Below are 14337 nucleotides of genomic sequence, written 5' to 3' on the forward strand. Positions count from 1 at the left end.
CTGAGACGAGCCTGAGAAAGTGCGGGGCCGAGCACGCACGCCGTGCGCACGGGTGCCATGCTGCGGTGGTGCGCATCCTGGTGGTGGAGGACGAGGCCGTGCTCGCGCGTGCGCTGCGTCGCGGGCTGCAGGCCGAGGGCTTCGCGGTCGACGTGGCGCCCGACGGCGAGACCGGCCTCCGGCTCGCCCTCGAGGGCGACCACGACGTCGTCGTCCTCGACCTGATGCTCCCGCGGCGGTCCGGGATCGACGTGCTGCGCACGATGCGCCACGAGGAGGTCTGGACGCCGGTGCTCGTCCTCAGCGCCCGGGGCACGGACGACGACGTCACCCACGGCCTGGACGTCGGGGCCGACGACTACCTGCCGAAGCCCTTCGCGTTCAGCGTGCTCGTCGCCCGGCTGCGGGCGCTGCTGCGCCGCGGCGCGCCGCCGCGACCCGCCGTGCTGCAGGTCGGGACCCTGACCCTCGACCCGGCGAGCCGCGAGGTGCGGCAGGACGGCCGCGACGTCGAGCTCACCACCCGCGAGACGGCGCTGCTCGAGCAGCTCATGCGCCGGCCGGGCGAGGTGCTGACGAAGATCGAGCTCCGCGACCACGTGTGGGACGCGGTCGGGGACGACCTCAACGTCGTGGAGGTCTACGTCAGCTACCTGCGCCGCAAGCTCGGTCGGGAGGCCATCGAGACGGTCCGCGGCGTCGGCTACCGGGTCGTGGGGCGGTGAGGGGCGGCTGGTCGCTGCGCCTGCGCCTGACCCTCGCGGCGGCGGGCCTGACCGGGATCGCCCTGGTGGTCGGCGCGCTCCTGCTCACCACGGTCGTGTCGCAGAGCCGGATCGCGGCGACCGACGCCGTGCTGAGCGGCACCGCCGAGCAGGTGTCGGCGCTCGTCGCCGAGGACCGCGTGCCGCCCGTGCTGGCCGCCGACGAGCCGGGCGAGGTCGTCCAGCTCGTCGACGCGTCGGGGCGTGTCGTCGCCACCTCGCCCAACGCCAGCCGCACGCTGCCCGTCCTGGCTCCCGCCGCCCTCCGCGAGACGCCCGACGGCGCCGCCACCCGCGACGACGCGGCCTACGGCTCCGGGCCGGTGCGCGTGCTCGTCGACACCGTGCCCACCGGTGAGCGGGTCGTGACCGCCCTGCCCCTGGACACGATCGAGGGTGCGCTCGACGCGCTGCGCCTCTCGCTCGGGGTCGTGGTCCCGCTGCTGACGCTGGCTCTCGGCCTGGTGACCTGGGTGGTGCTGGGGCGGGCGCTGCGCCCCGTCGAGGAGCTGCGCGCCGGCGCCGCCCGGGTGAGCGACGTGGGCGGTCCCGGCACGCTGCCGGTCCCGGCGGCCCAGGAGATCGCCGCACTGGCCCGGACCCTCAACGCGATGCTGGACCGGCTGGACGCGTCGGCGCAGCGGCAGAGCAGCTTCGTGGCCGACGCCGCCCACGAGCTGCGCTCGCCGATCGCGGCGCTGCGGACCAGCCTCGAAGTGGCCCGTGCCCACCCCGAGGCGTACGAGGACGCCGAGCTGACGGCGGACCTCGAGCACGAGGTGATCCGCCTGCAGGAGCTCGTCGACGACCTGCTCGTCCTCGCCCGCGTCGGGGCCGCACCGCTCGAGGTGCGGGACGTCGACCTGGCCGGCGTCGCCCGGGCCGCTGCGGGGGAGGTCGAGGTCCGCGGCGAGGGCCGTGCGGTGGTCGATCCCTCCGCCGTCGGACGCGTGGTGCGCAACCTGGTGGACAACGCACGGCGGTTCGCGCGCGACCGGGTGGTGGTCGAGGTGCGCGACGGCGTCGTGACGGTCGACGACGACGGCCCGGGGATCGCCGCGCCGGACCGTGAGCGCGTGTTCGAGCGGTTCACGCGGCTCGGGTCGGCACGCGGGCGCGACTCGGGGGGCACCGGGCTGGGCCTGGCCATCGCCCGCGAGATCGCGCGGGAGCACGGGGGCGACGTCACGCTGGGCGACAGCGAGCTCGGCGGGCTGCGCGCCACGGTCACCCTGCCCGTGCCGGGCAGCGGCGGGTGAGCGCTGCGGTCAGTCGTGCGCGAGCTCGAGCCGGTACCCCCGCTTGACCACCGTCTTGATGAGGTCGCGCCGGCCGGCGGCCTCGCGCAGGCGCGCCACGGCCACCTCGACGGCGTGCCCGTCGCGGGACACGCCCGGCAGGACGTCGAGCACCTGGTCGCGCGGGACGACGTCGCCGCCCGCCGACGCCAGGAGCCGCAGCACCTCGACGCCCGTGGGCGACAGCGGGAGGACCTGGCCGTCCAGCACCGCCACGCGCGCTCGGATGACGAGCGGTCCCGCGACGGTGCTCAGCGCGACCGACTCGATGTGCTCGTAGTGCCCGACCAGCGCACGCACCAGGGCGCCCAGCCGGCCGCGCTCCGGCTCGAGCGGGGTGATGCCGCGGGCCGCCAGCGGGCGCGACGTCACCGGGCCCACGGACGCCACCACCATCTCGCCGGTGGTGCAGCGCGAGACGACCTGGTCGCGCAGGCCGGCGGACTCGACGGCCTCCATCCAGGCCTCGGCGCCGGGAGCCGAGGTGAAGACGACGGCGTCGATCTCGCCGTCGGCCGCGGCCCGCACGGAGGCCTGCACCGCGTCCGGGTCGGGCGCCGGGCCCCAGCGGTAGACGACCAGGGGCGAGACCTGGGCGCCGGCCTTGGCGAAGACCTCGTCGAGCCCGTCGGCGCCCGCGCCGTGGTGCTGGATCGCCACGTGCAGACCACCCACGCCCTCGCTGAGCAGCACCTCGGCCACCTCGGCCGAGGTCTCGGACTCCGCGACCCAGTCGGCGGCCAGCCCGGCCGCCTGCACCGCGCCACGGGCCTTGGGGCCCCGGGCCACGATGCGTGCGTCGCCGAGCACCCGCAGCAGGTCGTCGGCGAGCCCGTGGGCGTCGGCCGCCTCGACCCACGCCCGGAACCCGACCCCGGTCGTGGCGACGACGACGTCGGGCGGGTCGGCGATCAGCGCGGCGGTCGCGGCGACGAGGGCGTCGTCGTCCACGTGCGGGATCATGCTCAGCGCCGGGGCGTGCCGGACCGCCGCCCCTCGCCGCTCGAGGGCGGCGGCCAGCTCGCCGGAGCGACGGTCGGCGGTGACCAGCACGGTGCACCCCGCCATGACCTGCCCCAGGGCAGGCCGCGTCGAGGTCTCAGCCACGCGGGTCCCCCACGTCTCCTCGGTCACTCACACCCTCCAGCAGGCCTGGCGCCGCCACGTCTCCGACCACGATCACGGCGGGGGCACGGACCCCGAGCTCGTCGGCGCGCTTGGCCGCCAGGTCCAGCCCGACGCGCGTCACCCGCTGCTCCGGCGTCGACCCCCGCTCCACGATCGCCACGGGGGTGTCCGGGGCCGCGCCGGCGTCGAGCAACCGGGTCACGATCGCCGGCAGCGACGACACCCCCATGAGGATCACCAGCGTAGCCGCCCGCTCGGTGACGCAGGCCACGGCGACGTCGTCGAGCTCCCGCTCGCCGCTGCGGGTGTGCGCGGTGACGACGTGAAACGCCGTCGTCGTGCCGCGGTGCGTCAGGGGGATGCCCGCGAGCGCCGGCACCGACAGGGCGGACGAGACGCCGGGCACGACGTCGACGGCGACCCCCGCGGTCGTGCAGGCCGCGTACTCCTCGCCGCCGCGCCCGAACACGAACGGGTCGCCGCCCTTGAGCCGGACCACACGCCGGCCGGCGAGCCCACGGCGCACCAGCAGCGCGTTGATCTCGTCCTGCGGCACCTTGTGCCGGCCGGGCGCCTTGCCGACGTCGATCACCTCGACGTGCTCGCCCAGGTCCTCCAGGATCTCCAGCGGCACCAGCCGGTCGTGGACGACGACGTCGGCCCGCGCGATCGCCCGCCAGGCCCGGTAGGTGAGCAGGTCGGCCGCTCCGGGGCCGGCGCCGACCAGCGTGACGTGCCCGGCCTGTGCGGTCATGTCAGGCCGGTCCTGCGACGTCGACGTGCACGACGCCGTCGCGCACCTCGGCAGCGAACGGCTCCAGGTGAGCGCCCAGCCCGGGCCTCGGCGTCTTGCCGCCCGCCTCCAGGCACCGGCCGGTGGCCAGCGCGAACACCTGCTTGTAGACCGGGGAGGCGACCGTGGGCTCCTCGCCCCGGCTGCCGACGATGCCGCGGGACATGACGTGGGCGCCCGAGTACGGGTCGAGCTGCTGGACCGCGCGGACGGAGTCGTCGAGCAGCCGGAAGATCGCGACCTGGACCGCGGTGCCGTCGCTGCGTTCGAGCAGCGCGGCGACCCCGCGCTCGGGCACCAGGTCGTCGAGCCGGCACACGGCGGTCCAGCGATCGACGGTGGGGTCGGTGTGGGCGTCGGTGACGGTCATGCGCGGACCTCCAGGGTGGCGCCGGCCACGAGGACCGGACCGGTGAGCGAGGGGTCGACCGGACCGTCGGGTCCGGCGGCGATCTCCTCCGGGGTGGCCGGACGCTTCTGCCCGCGCTCGGCGACGTACGCGAGCGTCGGGTCCGGCGTCGTCGGCGCGTTGACGAACGAGCCGAACCGGGCGAGCTTCTCGGGGTCCTCGAGGACGGCCTTCCACTCGTCCTCGTAGCCCTCGACGTGGGCGGCCATCGCGGCGTCCAGGTCGTCGGCGATCCCGAGGGAGTCGGCCAGGATGACCTCGCGGATGGCGTCGAGGCCGCCCTCGTACTCCTCCACCCAGGGCGCAGTGCGCTGCAGGCGGTCCGCGGTGCGGATGTAGAGCATGAGGAACCGGTCGATGGCGCGCAGCATCTCGTCGGACGTGAGGTCCTCGGCGAGGAGCTGGGCGTGCTTGGGCGTCTGGCCGCCGTTGCCACCGACGTAGACGTTCCAGCCCTTGTCGGTCGCGATCACGCCGACGTCCTTGCCACGGGCCTCGGCGCACTCGCGGGCGCAGCCCGAGACGCCCATCTTCAGCTTGTGCGGCGAGCGCAGGCCGCGGTACCGCAGCTCCAGCTCGACGGCCATGCCGACCGAGTCCTGGACGCCGTAGCGGCACCACGTGGAACCCACGCAGGACTTCACCGTGCGCAGCGACTTGCCGTACGCGTGCCCGGACTCGAACCCGGCGTCGACGAGCCGCTTCCAGATCTCGGGGAGCTGCTCGACCCGGGCGCCGAACATGTCGATGCGCTGCCCCCCGGTGATCTTCGTGTAGAGCCCGAAGTCCTTGGCGACCTGCCCGACGACGATGAGCCCCTCGGGCGTGACCTCGCCGCCGGGCATGCGCGGCACCACGGAGTAGGTGCCGTCCTTCTGCATGTTGGCGAGCATGTGGTCGTTGGTGTCCTGCAGCGCGGCCTGCTCGCCGGACAGGATGTGGCCGTTGCCGAGGCTGGCGAGGATCGAGCCGACGACGGGCTTGCAGATGTCGCAGCCGCGATGGAGGAGTGGGCTTGCGAGCCCCGCAGAATCGCGGCCGGCAGCAGAGCCGCGGCCCGGGCTCGCGGACGGCTCGGCGCGGACGCCGAACCGCTCGATGATCTCGCTGAAGGAGTGCAGGTCCGCGACGCGCACGGCGTCGAAGAGCTGCGCCCGGGACAGCGCGAAGTGCTCGCACAGCGCGGTGGAGACCTCGATGCCGGCCTTGGCCATCTCGGTCTCGGTGATCTTCTTGACCAGCGGCAGGCAGGCGCCGCACGTGGTGCCGGCCCTGGTGCAGCTCTTGACGTCCCCGACGGAGGTGCAGTCGTGGTCCGTCACGGCGCCACGGATGGTGCCGGCCGAGACGTTGTTGCAGGAGCAGACGTTCGCCTCGTCGGGCAGTTCGAGGTCCGGCGCTCCCCCGCCCTCGGGCAGGAGGAACGCCGCCGGGTCGCCCGGGAGCTCGGCGCCGAGCATGGGGCGCAGCGAGGCGTAGGGCGCGGCGTCGCCGACGAACACGCCGCCGAGCAGCGTCCGCGCGTCGTCGGACATGACGAGCTTCTTGTACACGCCCGCGGTGGGGTCGGCCCACACGATCTCGATGCAGTCCTCGGTGCGGCCGTGCGCGTCGCCGAAGGACGCGACGTCGACGCCGGAGAGCTTGAGCTTGGTCGCGGTGTCCGCGCCGGGGAACTCGGCGTCGCCACCCAGGAGCCGGTCGACGACGACCTCCGCCATGGTGTTGCCGGGCGCCACCAGGCCGAGGCAGCGGCCCTCGATGCAGGCGACCTCACCGATCGCCCAGACGTGCGGGTCCTCCGTGCGGCAGGTGAGGTCGACGACGGCGCCGCCTCGCTCGCCGATCGGCAGCCCGGCGGAGCGGGCGAGCTCGTCGCGCGGCCGCACCCCGGTGGCCATGACGACGACGTCGACGTCGAGGCGGCCGCCGTCGGCGAAGTCCATGCGCCCGACGTGCCCGGTGCGACGGTGCGGCTTCATCTCCTTCGTGGCGGTCTCGGCGCGCACCGCGATGCCCTTGTCGTTGATGAGCCGCTTGAGCGCCTGCCCGCCCCCGAGGTCGACCTGGACGCCCATGAGGTGGGTGCCGAACTCGATGACGGTCGCCTGGGCACCGAGCGCCTTGAGCGCGCCGGCGGCCTCGAGACCGAGGAGGCCGCCGCCGATCACGGCGCCCCGGACCGGCTTCTCGACGACGCCGCCGCGGGTCGTGACCTTGTTGGCCTCCCGCTTGGCCTCGACCCAGCCGCGCAGCTCGGCCACGTCGTCGATGGTGCGGTAGACGAACACGCCCGGCAGCTCGTTGCCCGGGATGGGGGGACGCGCCGCGTTCGAGCCGGTGGCCAGCACCAGCTCGTCGTACGCGTGGACGGTGCCGAGGCGGTCGGTGACGGTCCTGGCCTCGCGGTCGATGGCGACGACCTTGCAGTCGCGGTGCAGGTCCACCAGCGGGTCGTCCCAGAGCGCCGGGTCGCCGAGCGTGAGCTCCTCGGCGTCGCGGACCTCGAAGTAGCGGGTCAGGCCGACACGGTCGTACGGCTTGCGCGGCTCCTCGGCGAAGAGGCTGACGCGCCACTCGCCGGCGGTGTCGCGGGCGCGCAGGGCCTCGACGAAGCGCTGCGCGACCATGCCGCCGCCGACGACGACCACGTGACGACGGCCGTCCGGCTGGGCTGAGGTGAGGGGCTCGCTGGTCATGCCCCGAACCTAGGCAGCCACCGTGACCGCACCGTCAGGACGTGGTTACCCCGCGGGAACATCTTGCTCACGCGCCCCGCGGTGCCCGTGAGAGGAGCCGGACACAGTGCCGCGGGCGTCCCGCTCCACACCCCTCGACTTAAACGCTTAAGTGCCTTTCCTCGCGCGCCGCCGTCGGGCACGGTGACCGTGCCAGGGACCCGACCGGAAGGACCCACCATGACCCGCCTCCGCACCCGCACCGTCGCGGGCGTCGCGGCCGCGACGCTCGCCGCCGCCGGCCTGAGCGCGCTCGCCGCCCACGGCGCCGTCGCCGACGACGACGCATCCGGCATCCACGTCGCCGACGGCCGCATCGTCGAGGCCGACGGCACCGACCTGGTGCTGCGCGGCGTCAACCACCCGCACGCCTGGTACACCGGGACGACGACGCAGGCGCTGGCCGACATCAAGGCGGTCGACGCCAACGCCGTGCGCGTCGTCCTCGCCAGCGGCGACCGCTGGACCCGGACCAGCGCCGCCGAGGTCGCGGCCATCGTCGACGGGTGCGAGGCGAACCGGCTGATCTGCCAGCTCGAGGTGCACGACACCACGGGCTACGGCGAGCAGGCCGGAGCCGCCACGCTCGACCAGGCCGCGGACTACTGGGAGTACCTCTACCCGACCCTCGCCGGCACCGAGGACCACGTGCTGGTCAACATCGGCAACGAGCCGTACGGCAACGACGCCGCCACCAACGCCGGCTGGGCGGACGACACCTCCGCCGCCGTCCAGCGGCTGCGCGACGTCGGCTACGACCACGCGCTCGTCGTGGACGCCCCGAGCTGGGGCCAGGACTGGGCCCACATCATGCGTGACCAGGCGCCCGCCGTCGCGGCCGCGGACCCCGACGGCAACACGATCTTCTCCGTGCACATGTACGGCGTGTACAGCCAGGGCTCCACGGTCACCCAGTACCTCGAGCACTTCGTCGACGCCGGGCTGCCCCTGATGATCGGTGAGTTCGGCTACACGCACTCCGACGGCTCGGTCGCCTACGACACGATCCTCGCCGAGACCGAACGGCTGGGCATCGGCTGGCTCGCCTGGTCCTGGAGCGGCAACGGCGGCGGCGTCGAGTACCTCGACCTGGTGGAGAACTTCGACGTCGGTTCCCCGTCGTCGTGGGGCGAACGCATCTTCACCGGGCCCGACGGGCTCTCGGAGACCTCGGTCGAGGCCTCCGTGTTCGGCGGCGCACCCGACCCCGACTCGACGCCGGACCCCACCCCGGACCCCGACCCGACGGGCCCCCCGGCGGGCGCCGCCTGCACGGCCGAGCTCACCGTGGCCAACGCGTGGCAGGGCGGCTACCAGGCCCAGGTCACCGTCACCGCCGGGGACACCGCCGTCGACGGCTGGATCACCACCCTGCCCACGGGCGTCGCGGTCGCCCAGCTCTGGGGCGGCACGCTGGGCGACGACGGCGCGACCGTCACCCCCGCCGCCTGGAACGGCAGCCTGGCCGCCGGGGCGTCGACGTCGTACGGGTTCATCGGCTCCGGTGCTGCGCCGTCGGACGCCGACGTCACCTGCGCCGCCGGCTGACGGCAGCCGACGGAGCGCTGGTTCACCCTTCACCGGCTGACGCGTGAACCAGCGCTGCGCCGGGCTCGACCGGCGCCCCGCCGTCGCGCGTCGCGGCCAGCCAGTCGGCCAGACCGCAGACGGCCTCGCGGCAGCTGCCGCACCCGGTCGTGGCGCGCGTCGCCGCGGCGATGTCGTCGGCCGACCGGGCGCCGTCGTCCCAGCAGGCCGTGATGTCGTGCTTGGTGACGCCGTTGCACCGGCAGACCGTGGCGTCGTCGGGCATGTGCTCCGGCGACGACGCCGGCTCCGCGCTCGGCATCACCGGCGTCAGGAGCAGGAACGCCGGGTCCACCGGCACCGGGGTGCGGCGGGTGTAGGCCGCCGTCAGGTCCGCCGCGACCCGCGGGTCGCCGACGCACGTGGCACCCACCAGGATCCCGTCCGCGACGACCGCCTCGACGTAGCGGCCCGCCGCGGCGTCGTGGAGCGCGACCGCGCGGTGCCCGGGTGCCGGCTCGCGCGGGCCGCTCACGCCCATCGACACGATGCTCAGCGCACCCGCCTTGACCTTGACGACGTCCGTGCCGCGGGTGTCCACGCCCTGGTCCGTCGCCGCCCGGGAGGCGAGCAGCGTGCCGAGGCGCACGGCCATCGACGGACGCTCGCCCTCGTGCGGGAACCGCAGGTGCTCGCGAGGCGCCGCCGCGCGCTGGGCCTCCTGGGCACGGACCGCCACCAGCGAGGCGAGATGGTCCGCCAGCCGCCGCGCCTGGTCCCAACCCTCGGCGACCAGCCCACGCGACCCCTGCGGAGGCTGCGCGCAGTCGCCGATCGCGAAGACCCGCGGGTCGTCCGGGCAGGCCAGGTCGTGCCCGACGACGATCCCCCGGTCCGTGGACAGGCCCGCCTCGCGCGCGATCCCGGTCTCCGGGACCGTGCCGGCGGTGAGCACGACGAGGCCGGCGGCGACCACGTCACCCGCGTCACCGCCGTCGTGCCCGGTACCGCCGTGGCCGGTCCCGCCGTCACCACCGCGGCCGGGGCCGAGGCGCACGCCCACCGCGCGACCGCCAGCCACGAGCACCTCGCTGGGCCGCGCGCCGAGGCGCAGCGTCACCCCGGCGTCCCGCAGGCCGGCCGCCAGGACGGCGCCCGCGGCGGTGTCGAGCTGCCGGGACATCGGCGCCGGCGAGGGGTCGACCAGGGTGACCTGCAACCCGCGCCCCGCCAGCCCGTAGGCCGCCTCGACACCGAGGACCCCGCCGCCGACCACGACCGCGCGGGGCGTGTTGACGCTCGCGGCCACGATCTCGCGGGCGTCGTCGAGGGTGCGCAGCGCGTGCACCCCGGCGGGCAGGTTTACCGTGCCGTCGTCGGCGACGAGGCCCGGCAGGGGCAGGACGCGGGCGCGAGAGCCGGTCGCGAGCACCAGGCGGTCGTAGGCGTGCACCGCCCCGGCCGCGTCGGTGACCGTCCGGGCCCGGCGGTCGACCGACACCGCGGCCACGCCGCGCAAGGTGGTGACGTGGTCGCCGCCCGGGTCCGGCATGGTGATCGCCGCGACGTCGGTGCGGCCGGCGACGACGTCGCTCAGCAGCACCCGGTTGTACGGCTCGTACGGCTCGGCGCCCAGCACGGTGATGTCGAACGACTCGGCGCTGCGGCGGACCAGCTCGTCCACCAGGCGGGAGCCGACCATGCCGTGACCGACGACGACGACCTTCAGCGGCACGTGGAGAGTCATGCGGGTACCTCCTGAGCGTCGTGCGCGTCGTGCGCGTCGTGCGCGTCGTGCGCGCCGACGTCGTCCGCCATCTGTGGGACGGGAGCGACGCTGACCGCGCACACCTTGAACTCGGGCATCGAGGAGATCGGGTCGACGGCGTCGCTCGTGATGCGGTTGACGCTGCCGGCCCCGCTCCAGTGGAAGGGCATGAAGACGGTGTCGGGGCGGACCGTGTCCGTCCAGCGCGCGACGGCCTCGACGGCACCGCGGGCCGAGGTGACGCGCACCCGAGCGCCGTCGGCCACGCCCGTGCGCAGCCCGAGCTGCGGGTGCAGCTCCACGTACGGCTCGGGCACGATCCGGTCCAGCTCGGGCACCCGGCGGGTCTGCGCCCCGGACTGGTAGTGCTGCAGGACCCGACCGGTCACCAGGTACGTCGGGGCGTCGTCGCGCACGTCGTCGGTGGGCCCGGCGTGGTCCACCGGGACCATGCGCGCGCGCCCGTCCGGCGTCGCGAACTCCTCCAGGAACATCCGTGGCGTCCCGGGATGGGCGGGCTCCCCCGGCGGCTCTGCCGGGCAGGGCCAGAACAGGCCGGGGGCGCCGGCCTCCTCCGCGACGTCCAGGCGGGCGTGGGACAGCCCCGAGTAGTCCGCGACGCCGCCGGCCGACGCCCGGGCCAGCTCGTCGAACACCACGGCCGGGTCCGTGGGGAAGGCGACGTCCGACCCCAGCCGGCGGGCGAGCTCCGCGAGGAGCCACAGCTCGGAGCGTGCCTCCCCCGGTGGGTCCACCGCCTGCCGGCGCCGGATGACGCGCCCCTCGAGCGACGTCATCGTGCCCTCCTCCTCCGCCCACTGCGTCACGGGGAGCACGACGTCCGCCATCCGCGCCGTCTCGGACGGCACGACGTCACAGACCACGAGCAGCTCGAGCGCGGCGAGGCGCTCGCGGACCCGGTCGGCGTTCGGTGCCGAGACGAGCACGTTCGAGCCGTGCACGAACAGCGCGTGCGGGCCGCCAGGCGTCCCGAGCGAGCCCAGCAGCGCGACGGCGGGCAGGCCCGGGCCGGGGATCGTGGCGGGGTCCACGCCCCACACGCCGGCGACGTGCGCGCGGGCGGCCGGGTCGTCGATCTTGCGGTACCCGGGCAGCTGGTCGTTCTTCTGGCCGTGCTCCCGGCCGCCCTGGCCGTTGCCCTGGCCCGTCAGGCAGCCGTACCCGGACCCCTCGCGGCCCACGAGGCCGAGCGCGAGGGACAGGTTGATCGCCGCCGTGACGGTCGCGGTGCCCTGCGCCGACTGCTCGACGCCCCGGCCGGTGAGCACGTAGGCGCCCCGGCCGCCTCGCGCGGGCGCAGCGGCCGCGAGCCGGCGCGCCGTGGCCCGCAGCTCCTCGGCGGGGATGCCGCACACGGTCTCCGCGCGCTCCGGCCACCACGCCGCGACCGACCGGACGACGTCGTCCCACCCGGTGGTGCGCGCCGCCAGGTAGTCGCGGTCGGCGAGCCCTTCCGCGACGACGACGTGCAGCAGGGCCAGGAGGACCACCATGTCCGTGCCCGGGACCGGCTGCAGGTGCACGCCCTGGCCGTCGTCGGCGAGCCGCGCCGTCGCCGAGCGCCGCGGGTCCACGACCATCAGCCCGCCGCGACCCCGGGCACCGGCGAGGTGCTGGACGAACGGCGGCATCGTCTCGGCGGGGTTGGACCCGAGCAGGAGCACGACGTCCGCGCCGCCCAGGTCGGTGAGCGGGAACGGGAGGCCGCGGTCGGCCCCGAACGCCCGGTTGCCGGCCGCGGCCGCGGACGACATGCAGAACCGGCCGTTGTAGTCGATGTTCGGGGTCCGCAGCACCGTCCGCGCGAACTTGCCCAGCGCGTAGGCCTTCTCGTTGGTCAGCCCGCCGCCACCGAAGATCGCCACGCCGTGGCGGCCGTGCTCGGCCTGGACGGCGCGCACCCGTGACACGACCAGGTCGAGCGCCGCGTCCCACGTCACCGCGGTCAGCCCGCCGTCCGCGCCCCGGACCAGCGGCGTGGTGAGGCGGTCCGGCACACCCAGCACCGTCGCGCTCGTCCAGCCCTTCTGGCACAGCCCGCCCGCGTTCGTGGGGAAGTCGCGCGGGGCGACGGTCACGGGCAGGGGCGCACGCCCGTCGGGACCCGGGGTCCCGGCGGGCGTGAGCTCCATGCCGCACTGCAGGGCGCAGTAGGGGCAGTGCGTCTTCTGCGGCGCCGCGGGCGCGGCCACGGTGGTGCTCATACGCGGGCAGCCCCCATGGCGCTCCCCCGGCGCCCGTAGACGAGCCACGTGACCAGCGCCATGACCACGTAGGCGCCGATGATCGCCCACAGGGCGGGCACGAGCGAGCCCGTCAGGGAGTCCGACATCGCGAACCCGCGCGGGATGAGGAACCCGCCGAAGGCGCCCACCGCGCCGGCGATCCCGATGCAGCCGGCCGCCGCCTTCGCCGTCGCGGCCCCGCCGCCGCCCACGTTCGCGACCCGGAAGGTCGCCGGGATCATCCGGTACACCGACCCGTTGCCGACGCCGGTGGCCACGAAGAGCAGCATGAACGAGCCGAAGAACAGGGCGAACGAGCCGGTGCCGAGGGCCTGGATCGCGCCGAGCGCGCCCAGGATCATGACGGCGAAGCTCGCGACGCTCACCACGGCCCCGCCGAGCCGGTCGGCGATCCAGCCGCCGAGGGGGCGGGTCAGCGACCCGACCAGCGCCCCCATGAACGCCAGCGACAGCGTCACCTCCGGGAACTCCCGCGACAACAGGGTCGGGAACGCACCGGCGAAGCCGACGAAGCTGCCGAAGGTCCCGATGTACACGAACGAGATGACCCAGGTGTGCTTCTCGCGGGCGGCGACCCCGAACGAGCGGGGGTCGGCCTTGGCGGTGCCCAGGTTGTCCATCAGCCGCCACGCCAGGATCACGGCGAGCAGGATGAACGGGATGAAGACGAGGCCGGCGCGCTGCAGCGACACCCCGGCCGCGGTGACGATGACCAGCGGCACGACGAACTGCACGGCGGCGGTGCCGATGTTGCCGCCGGCGGCGTTCCAGCCGAGCGCGGCACCCTTCTCCTTCTCGGGGAAGAAGAACGAGATGTTCGCCATGGAGGAGGCGAAGTTGCCGCCGCCGAAGCCCGCGAGCGCCGCGACGAGCAGCAGGACGCCGAACGAGGTCTCGGGCCGCTGCACCACCCATACCAGGGCGAGCGCGGGGACCAGCAGCAGCGCCGCAGAGATCATCGTCCAGTTGCGCCCACCGAAGACCGGCACGGCCAGGGTGTAGGGCACCCGCAGCGCGGCGCCGACGAGCGCCGGCAGGCCGATGAGCCAGAACGTCTGGTCGGCGGTGAGCGCGAACCCGGCCTCGGGCAGCTGCGGGACCACGATCGACCAGATCGCCCAGACGCAGAAGCCCAGGAACTCGGCGAAGATCGAGACGACGAGGTTGCGTCGGGCGATGCGGCGACCGCCGTCGCGCCAGAAGACGGGGTCCTCAGGGTCCCAGTGGTCGATCCACCGGCCGGAGCGATGTACCGGGCGGCGGGGCGGGGCGTCGGCCTCGACCGTCCCCCCCGTCCCGGCCGTGGCGGTGGTGGTGGTGCCTGCCGGCACCGCCTCGGACGAGGTGGTCCCGCTGGTCGGAGCAACCATCGTCGTTCTCCCCTCCGTGCTCGTGCCCGACGACGTCGGGCGGGTCACGGCGCCCGCCGGGTGACGGGTGCCGGACCGGCTCGACGTCGGGCCGGTGCTGACGACAGTAGGAACCGGGTGTTTCGCCGTGCGGCGTGGGGGCGTGAATTCTCGATGAGGCGAATCTCTCAGACCTCGGGCCCCCGCTGTGAGTTCCGGACGCTGCCGATTCCTCACAGTGCAGGACCACCGGTGGTGAGGACATTGCTTCGCCGACGACACATCCGCCGCCTACG

The 14337-nt window shown here is 74.9% G+C and carries 10 protein-coding genes; 3 read left to right on the forward strand and 7 right to left on the reverse strand.

Features of this window, described 5'->3' with window-relative positions:
• Window positions 1-68: 68 nt before the first annotated feature.
• Window positions 69-725 (forward strand): response regulator transcription factor, encoded by a 657-nt coding sequence (locus BCL65_RS13290; RefSeq protein ID WP_106269059.1) that lies wholly within the window; start codon window positions 69-71, stop codon window positions 723-725.
• Complete coding sequence (locus BCL65_RS13295; protein ID WP_106268807.1) at window positions 722-2023, forward strand: ATP-binding protein; 1302 nt, start codon at window positions 722-724, stop codon at window positions 2021-2023. Before BCL65_RS13290 ends, BCL65_RS13295 begins: the two co-directional genes overlap by 4 nt.
• A 9-nt stretch (window positions 2024-2032) precedes the next feature.
• Here the strand turns inward: BCL65_RS13295 and BCL65_RS13300 are convergent, their stop codons facing one another.
• Genes BCL65_RS13300 through BCL65_RS13315 form a run of 4 tightly spaced genes read right to left on the reverse strand, consistent with a single transcriptional unit; the run spans window position 2033 to window position 7091 of the window.
• Window positions 2033-3130, reverse strand: a complete 1098-nt coding sequence (locus BCL65_RS13300) for a uroporphyrinogen-III synthase (RefSeq protein WP_106269061.1) — start codon at window positions 3128-3130, stop codon at window positions 2033-2035.
• A 31-nt stretch (window positions 3131-3161) separates the two neighbouring features.
• Window positions 3162-3944, reverse strand: coding sequence for a uroporphyrinogen-III C-methyltransferase (cobA, locus tag BCL65_RS13305; RefSeq protein ID WP_106268809.1), 783 nt, complete (start codon window positions 3942-3944; stop codon window positions 3162-3164).
• 1 nt (window position 3945) lies between these two features.
• Window positions 3946-4353 carry a nitrite reductase small subunit NirD gene (gene nirD / locus BCL65_RS13310; RefSeq protein ID WP_106268811.1) on the reverse strand — a complete coding sequence of 136 codons (408 nt, stop codon included), beginning with the start codon at window positions 4351-4353 and terminating at the stop codon, window positions 3946-3948.
• Entirely contained in the window at window positions 4350-7091 is a 2742-nt protein-coding gene (locus BCL65_RS13315; protein ID WP_106268813.1) for an FAD-dependent oxidoreductase, read from the reverse strand. The genes nirD and BCL65_RS13315 overlap by 4 nt, the downstream gene beginning before the upstream one ends.
• Window positions 7092-7310: 219 nt before the next feature.
• Between BCL65_RS13315 and BCL65_RS13320 the strand changes: the two genes are divergently transcribed.
• Complete coding sequence (locus BCL65_RS13320; RefSeq protein WP_106268815.1) at window positions 7311-8678, forward strand: cellulase family glycosylhydrolase; 1368 nt, start codon at window positions 7311-7313, stop codon at window positions 8676-8678.
• 22 nt (window positions 8679-8700) lie between these two features.
• Here BCL65_RS13320 and BCL65_RS13325 read toward each other — a convergent pair whose 3' ends face one another.
• The 3 genes from BCL65_RS13325 to BCL65_RS13335 are packed head-to-tail and all read right to left on the reverse strand — an operon-like array spanning window position 8701 to window position 14062.
• Window positions 8701-10404 carry an FAD-dependent oxidoreductase gene (locus tag BCL65_RS13325; RefSeq protein ID WP_106268817.1) on the reverse strand — a complete coding sequence of 568 codons (1704 nt, stop codon included), beginning with the start codon at window positions 10402-10404 and terminating at the stop codon, window positions 8701-8703.
• The gene (locus BCL65_RS13330) at window positions 10401-12650 is read right to left on the reverse strand and encodes a molybdopterin oxidoreductase family protein (protein WP_106268819.1); all 2250 of its coding nucleotides are present in this window, start codon (window positions 12648-12650) and stop codon (window positions 10401-10403) included. Before BCL65_RS13330 ends, BCL65_RS13325 begins: the two co-directional genes overlap by 4 nt.
• Window positions 12647-14062, reverse strand: coding sequence for an MFS transporter (locus BCL65_RS13335; RefSeq protein ID WP_106268821.1), 1416 nt, complete (start codon window positions 14060-14062; stop codon window positions 12647-12649). Before BCL65_RS13335 ends, BCL65_RS13330 begins: the two co-directional genes overlap by 4 nt.
• Between the last annotated feature and the right edge of the window lie 275 nt (window positions 14063-14337).

This window comes from Isoptericola halotolerans (genome assembly GCF_003003075.1).
Taxonomy (GTDB): Bacteria; Actinomycetota; Actinomycetes; order Actinomycetales; family Cellulomonadaceae; genus Isoptericola; species Isoptericola halotolerans_A.

What these genes read in the sequence shown, in the direction of transcription:
- BCL65_RS13300 (WP_106269061.1), bottom strand. Translation starts at nt 3,130, where the DNA reads ATGGCGGGGTGCACCGTGCTGGTCACCGCCGACCGTCGCTCCGGCGAG.
- cobA (WP_106268809.1), bottom strand. Translation starts at nt 3,944, where the DNA reads ATGACCGCACAGGCCGGGCACGTCACGCTGGTCGGCGCCGGCCCCGGA.
- nirD (WP_106268811.1), bottom strand. Translation starts at nt 4,353, where the DNA reads ATGACCGTCACCGACGCCCACACCGACCCCACCGTCGATCGCTGGACC.
- BCL65_RS13315 (WP_106268813.1), bottom strand. Translation starts at nt 7,091, where the DNA reads ATGACCAGCGAGCCCCTCACCTCAGCCCAGCCGGACGGCCGTCGTCAC.
- BCL65_RS13320 (WP_106268815.1), top strand. Translation starts at nt 7,311, where the DNA reads ATGACCCGCCTCCGCACCCGCACCGTCGCGGGCGTCGCGGCCGCGACG.
- BCL65_RS13325 (WP_106268817.1), bottom strand. Translation starts at nt 10,404, where the DNA reads ATGACTCTCCACGTGCCGCTGAAGGTCGTCGTCGTCGGTCACGGCATG.
- BCL65_RS13330 (WP_106268819.1), bottom strand. Translation starts at nt 12,650, where the DNA reads ATGAGCACCACCGTGGCCGCGCCCGCGGCGCCGCAGAAGACGCACTGC.
- BCL65_RS13335 (WP_106268821.1), bottom strand. Translation starts at nt 14,062, where the DNA reads ATGGTTGCTCCGACCAGCGGGACCACCTCGTCCGAGGCGGTGCCGGCA.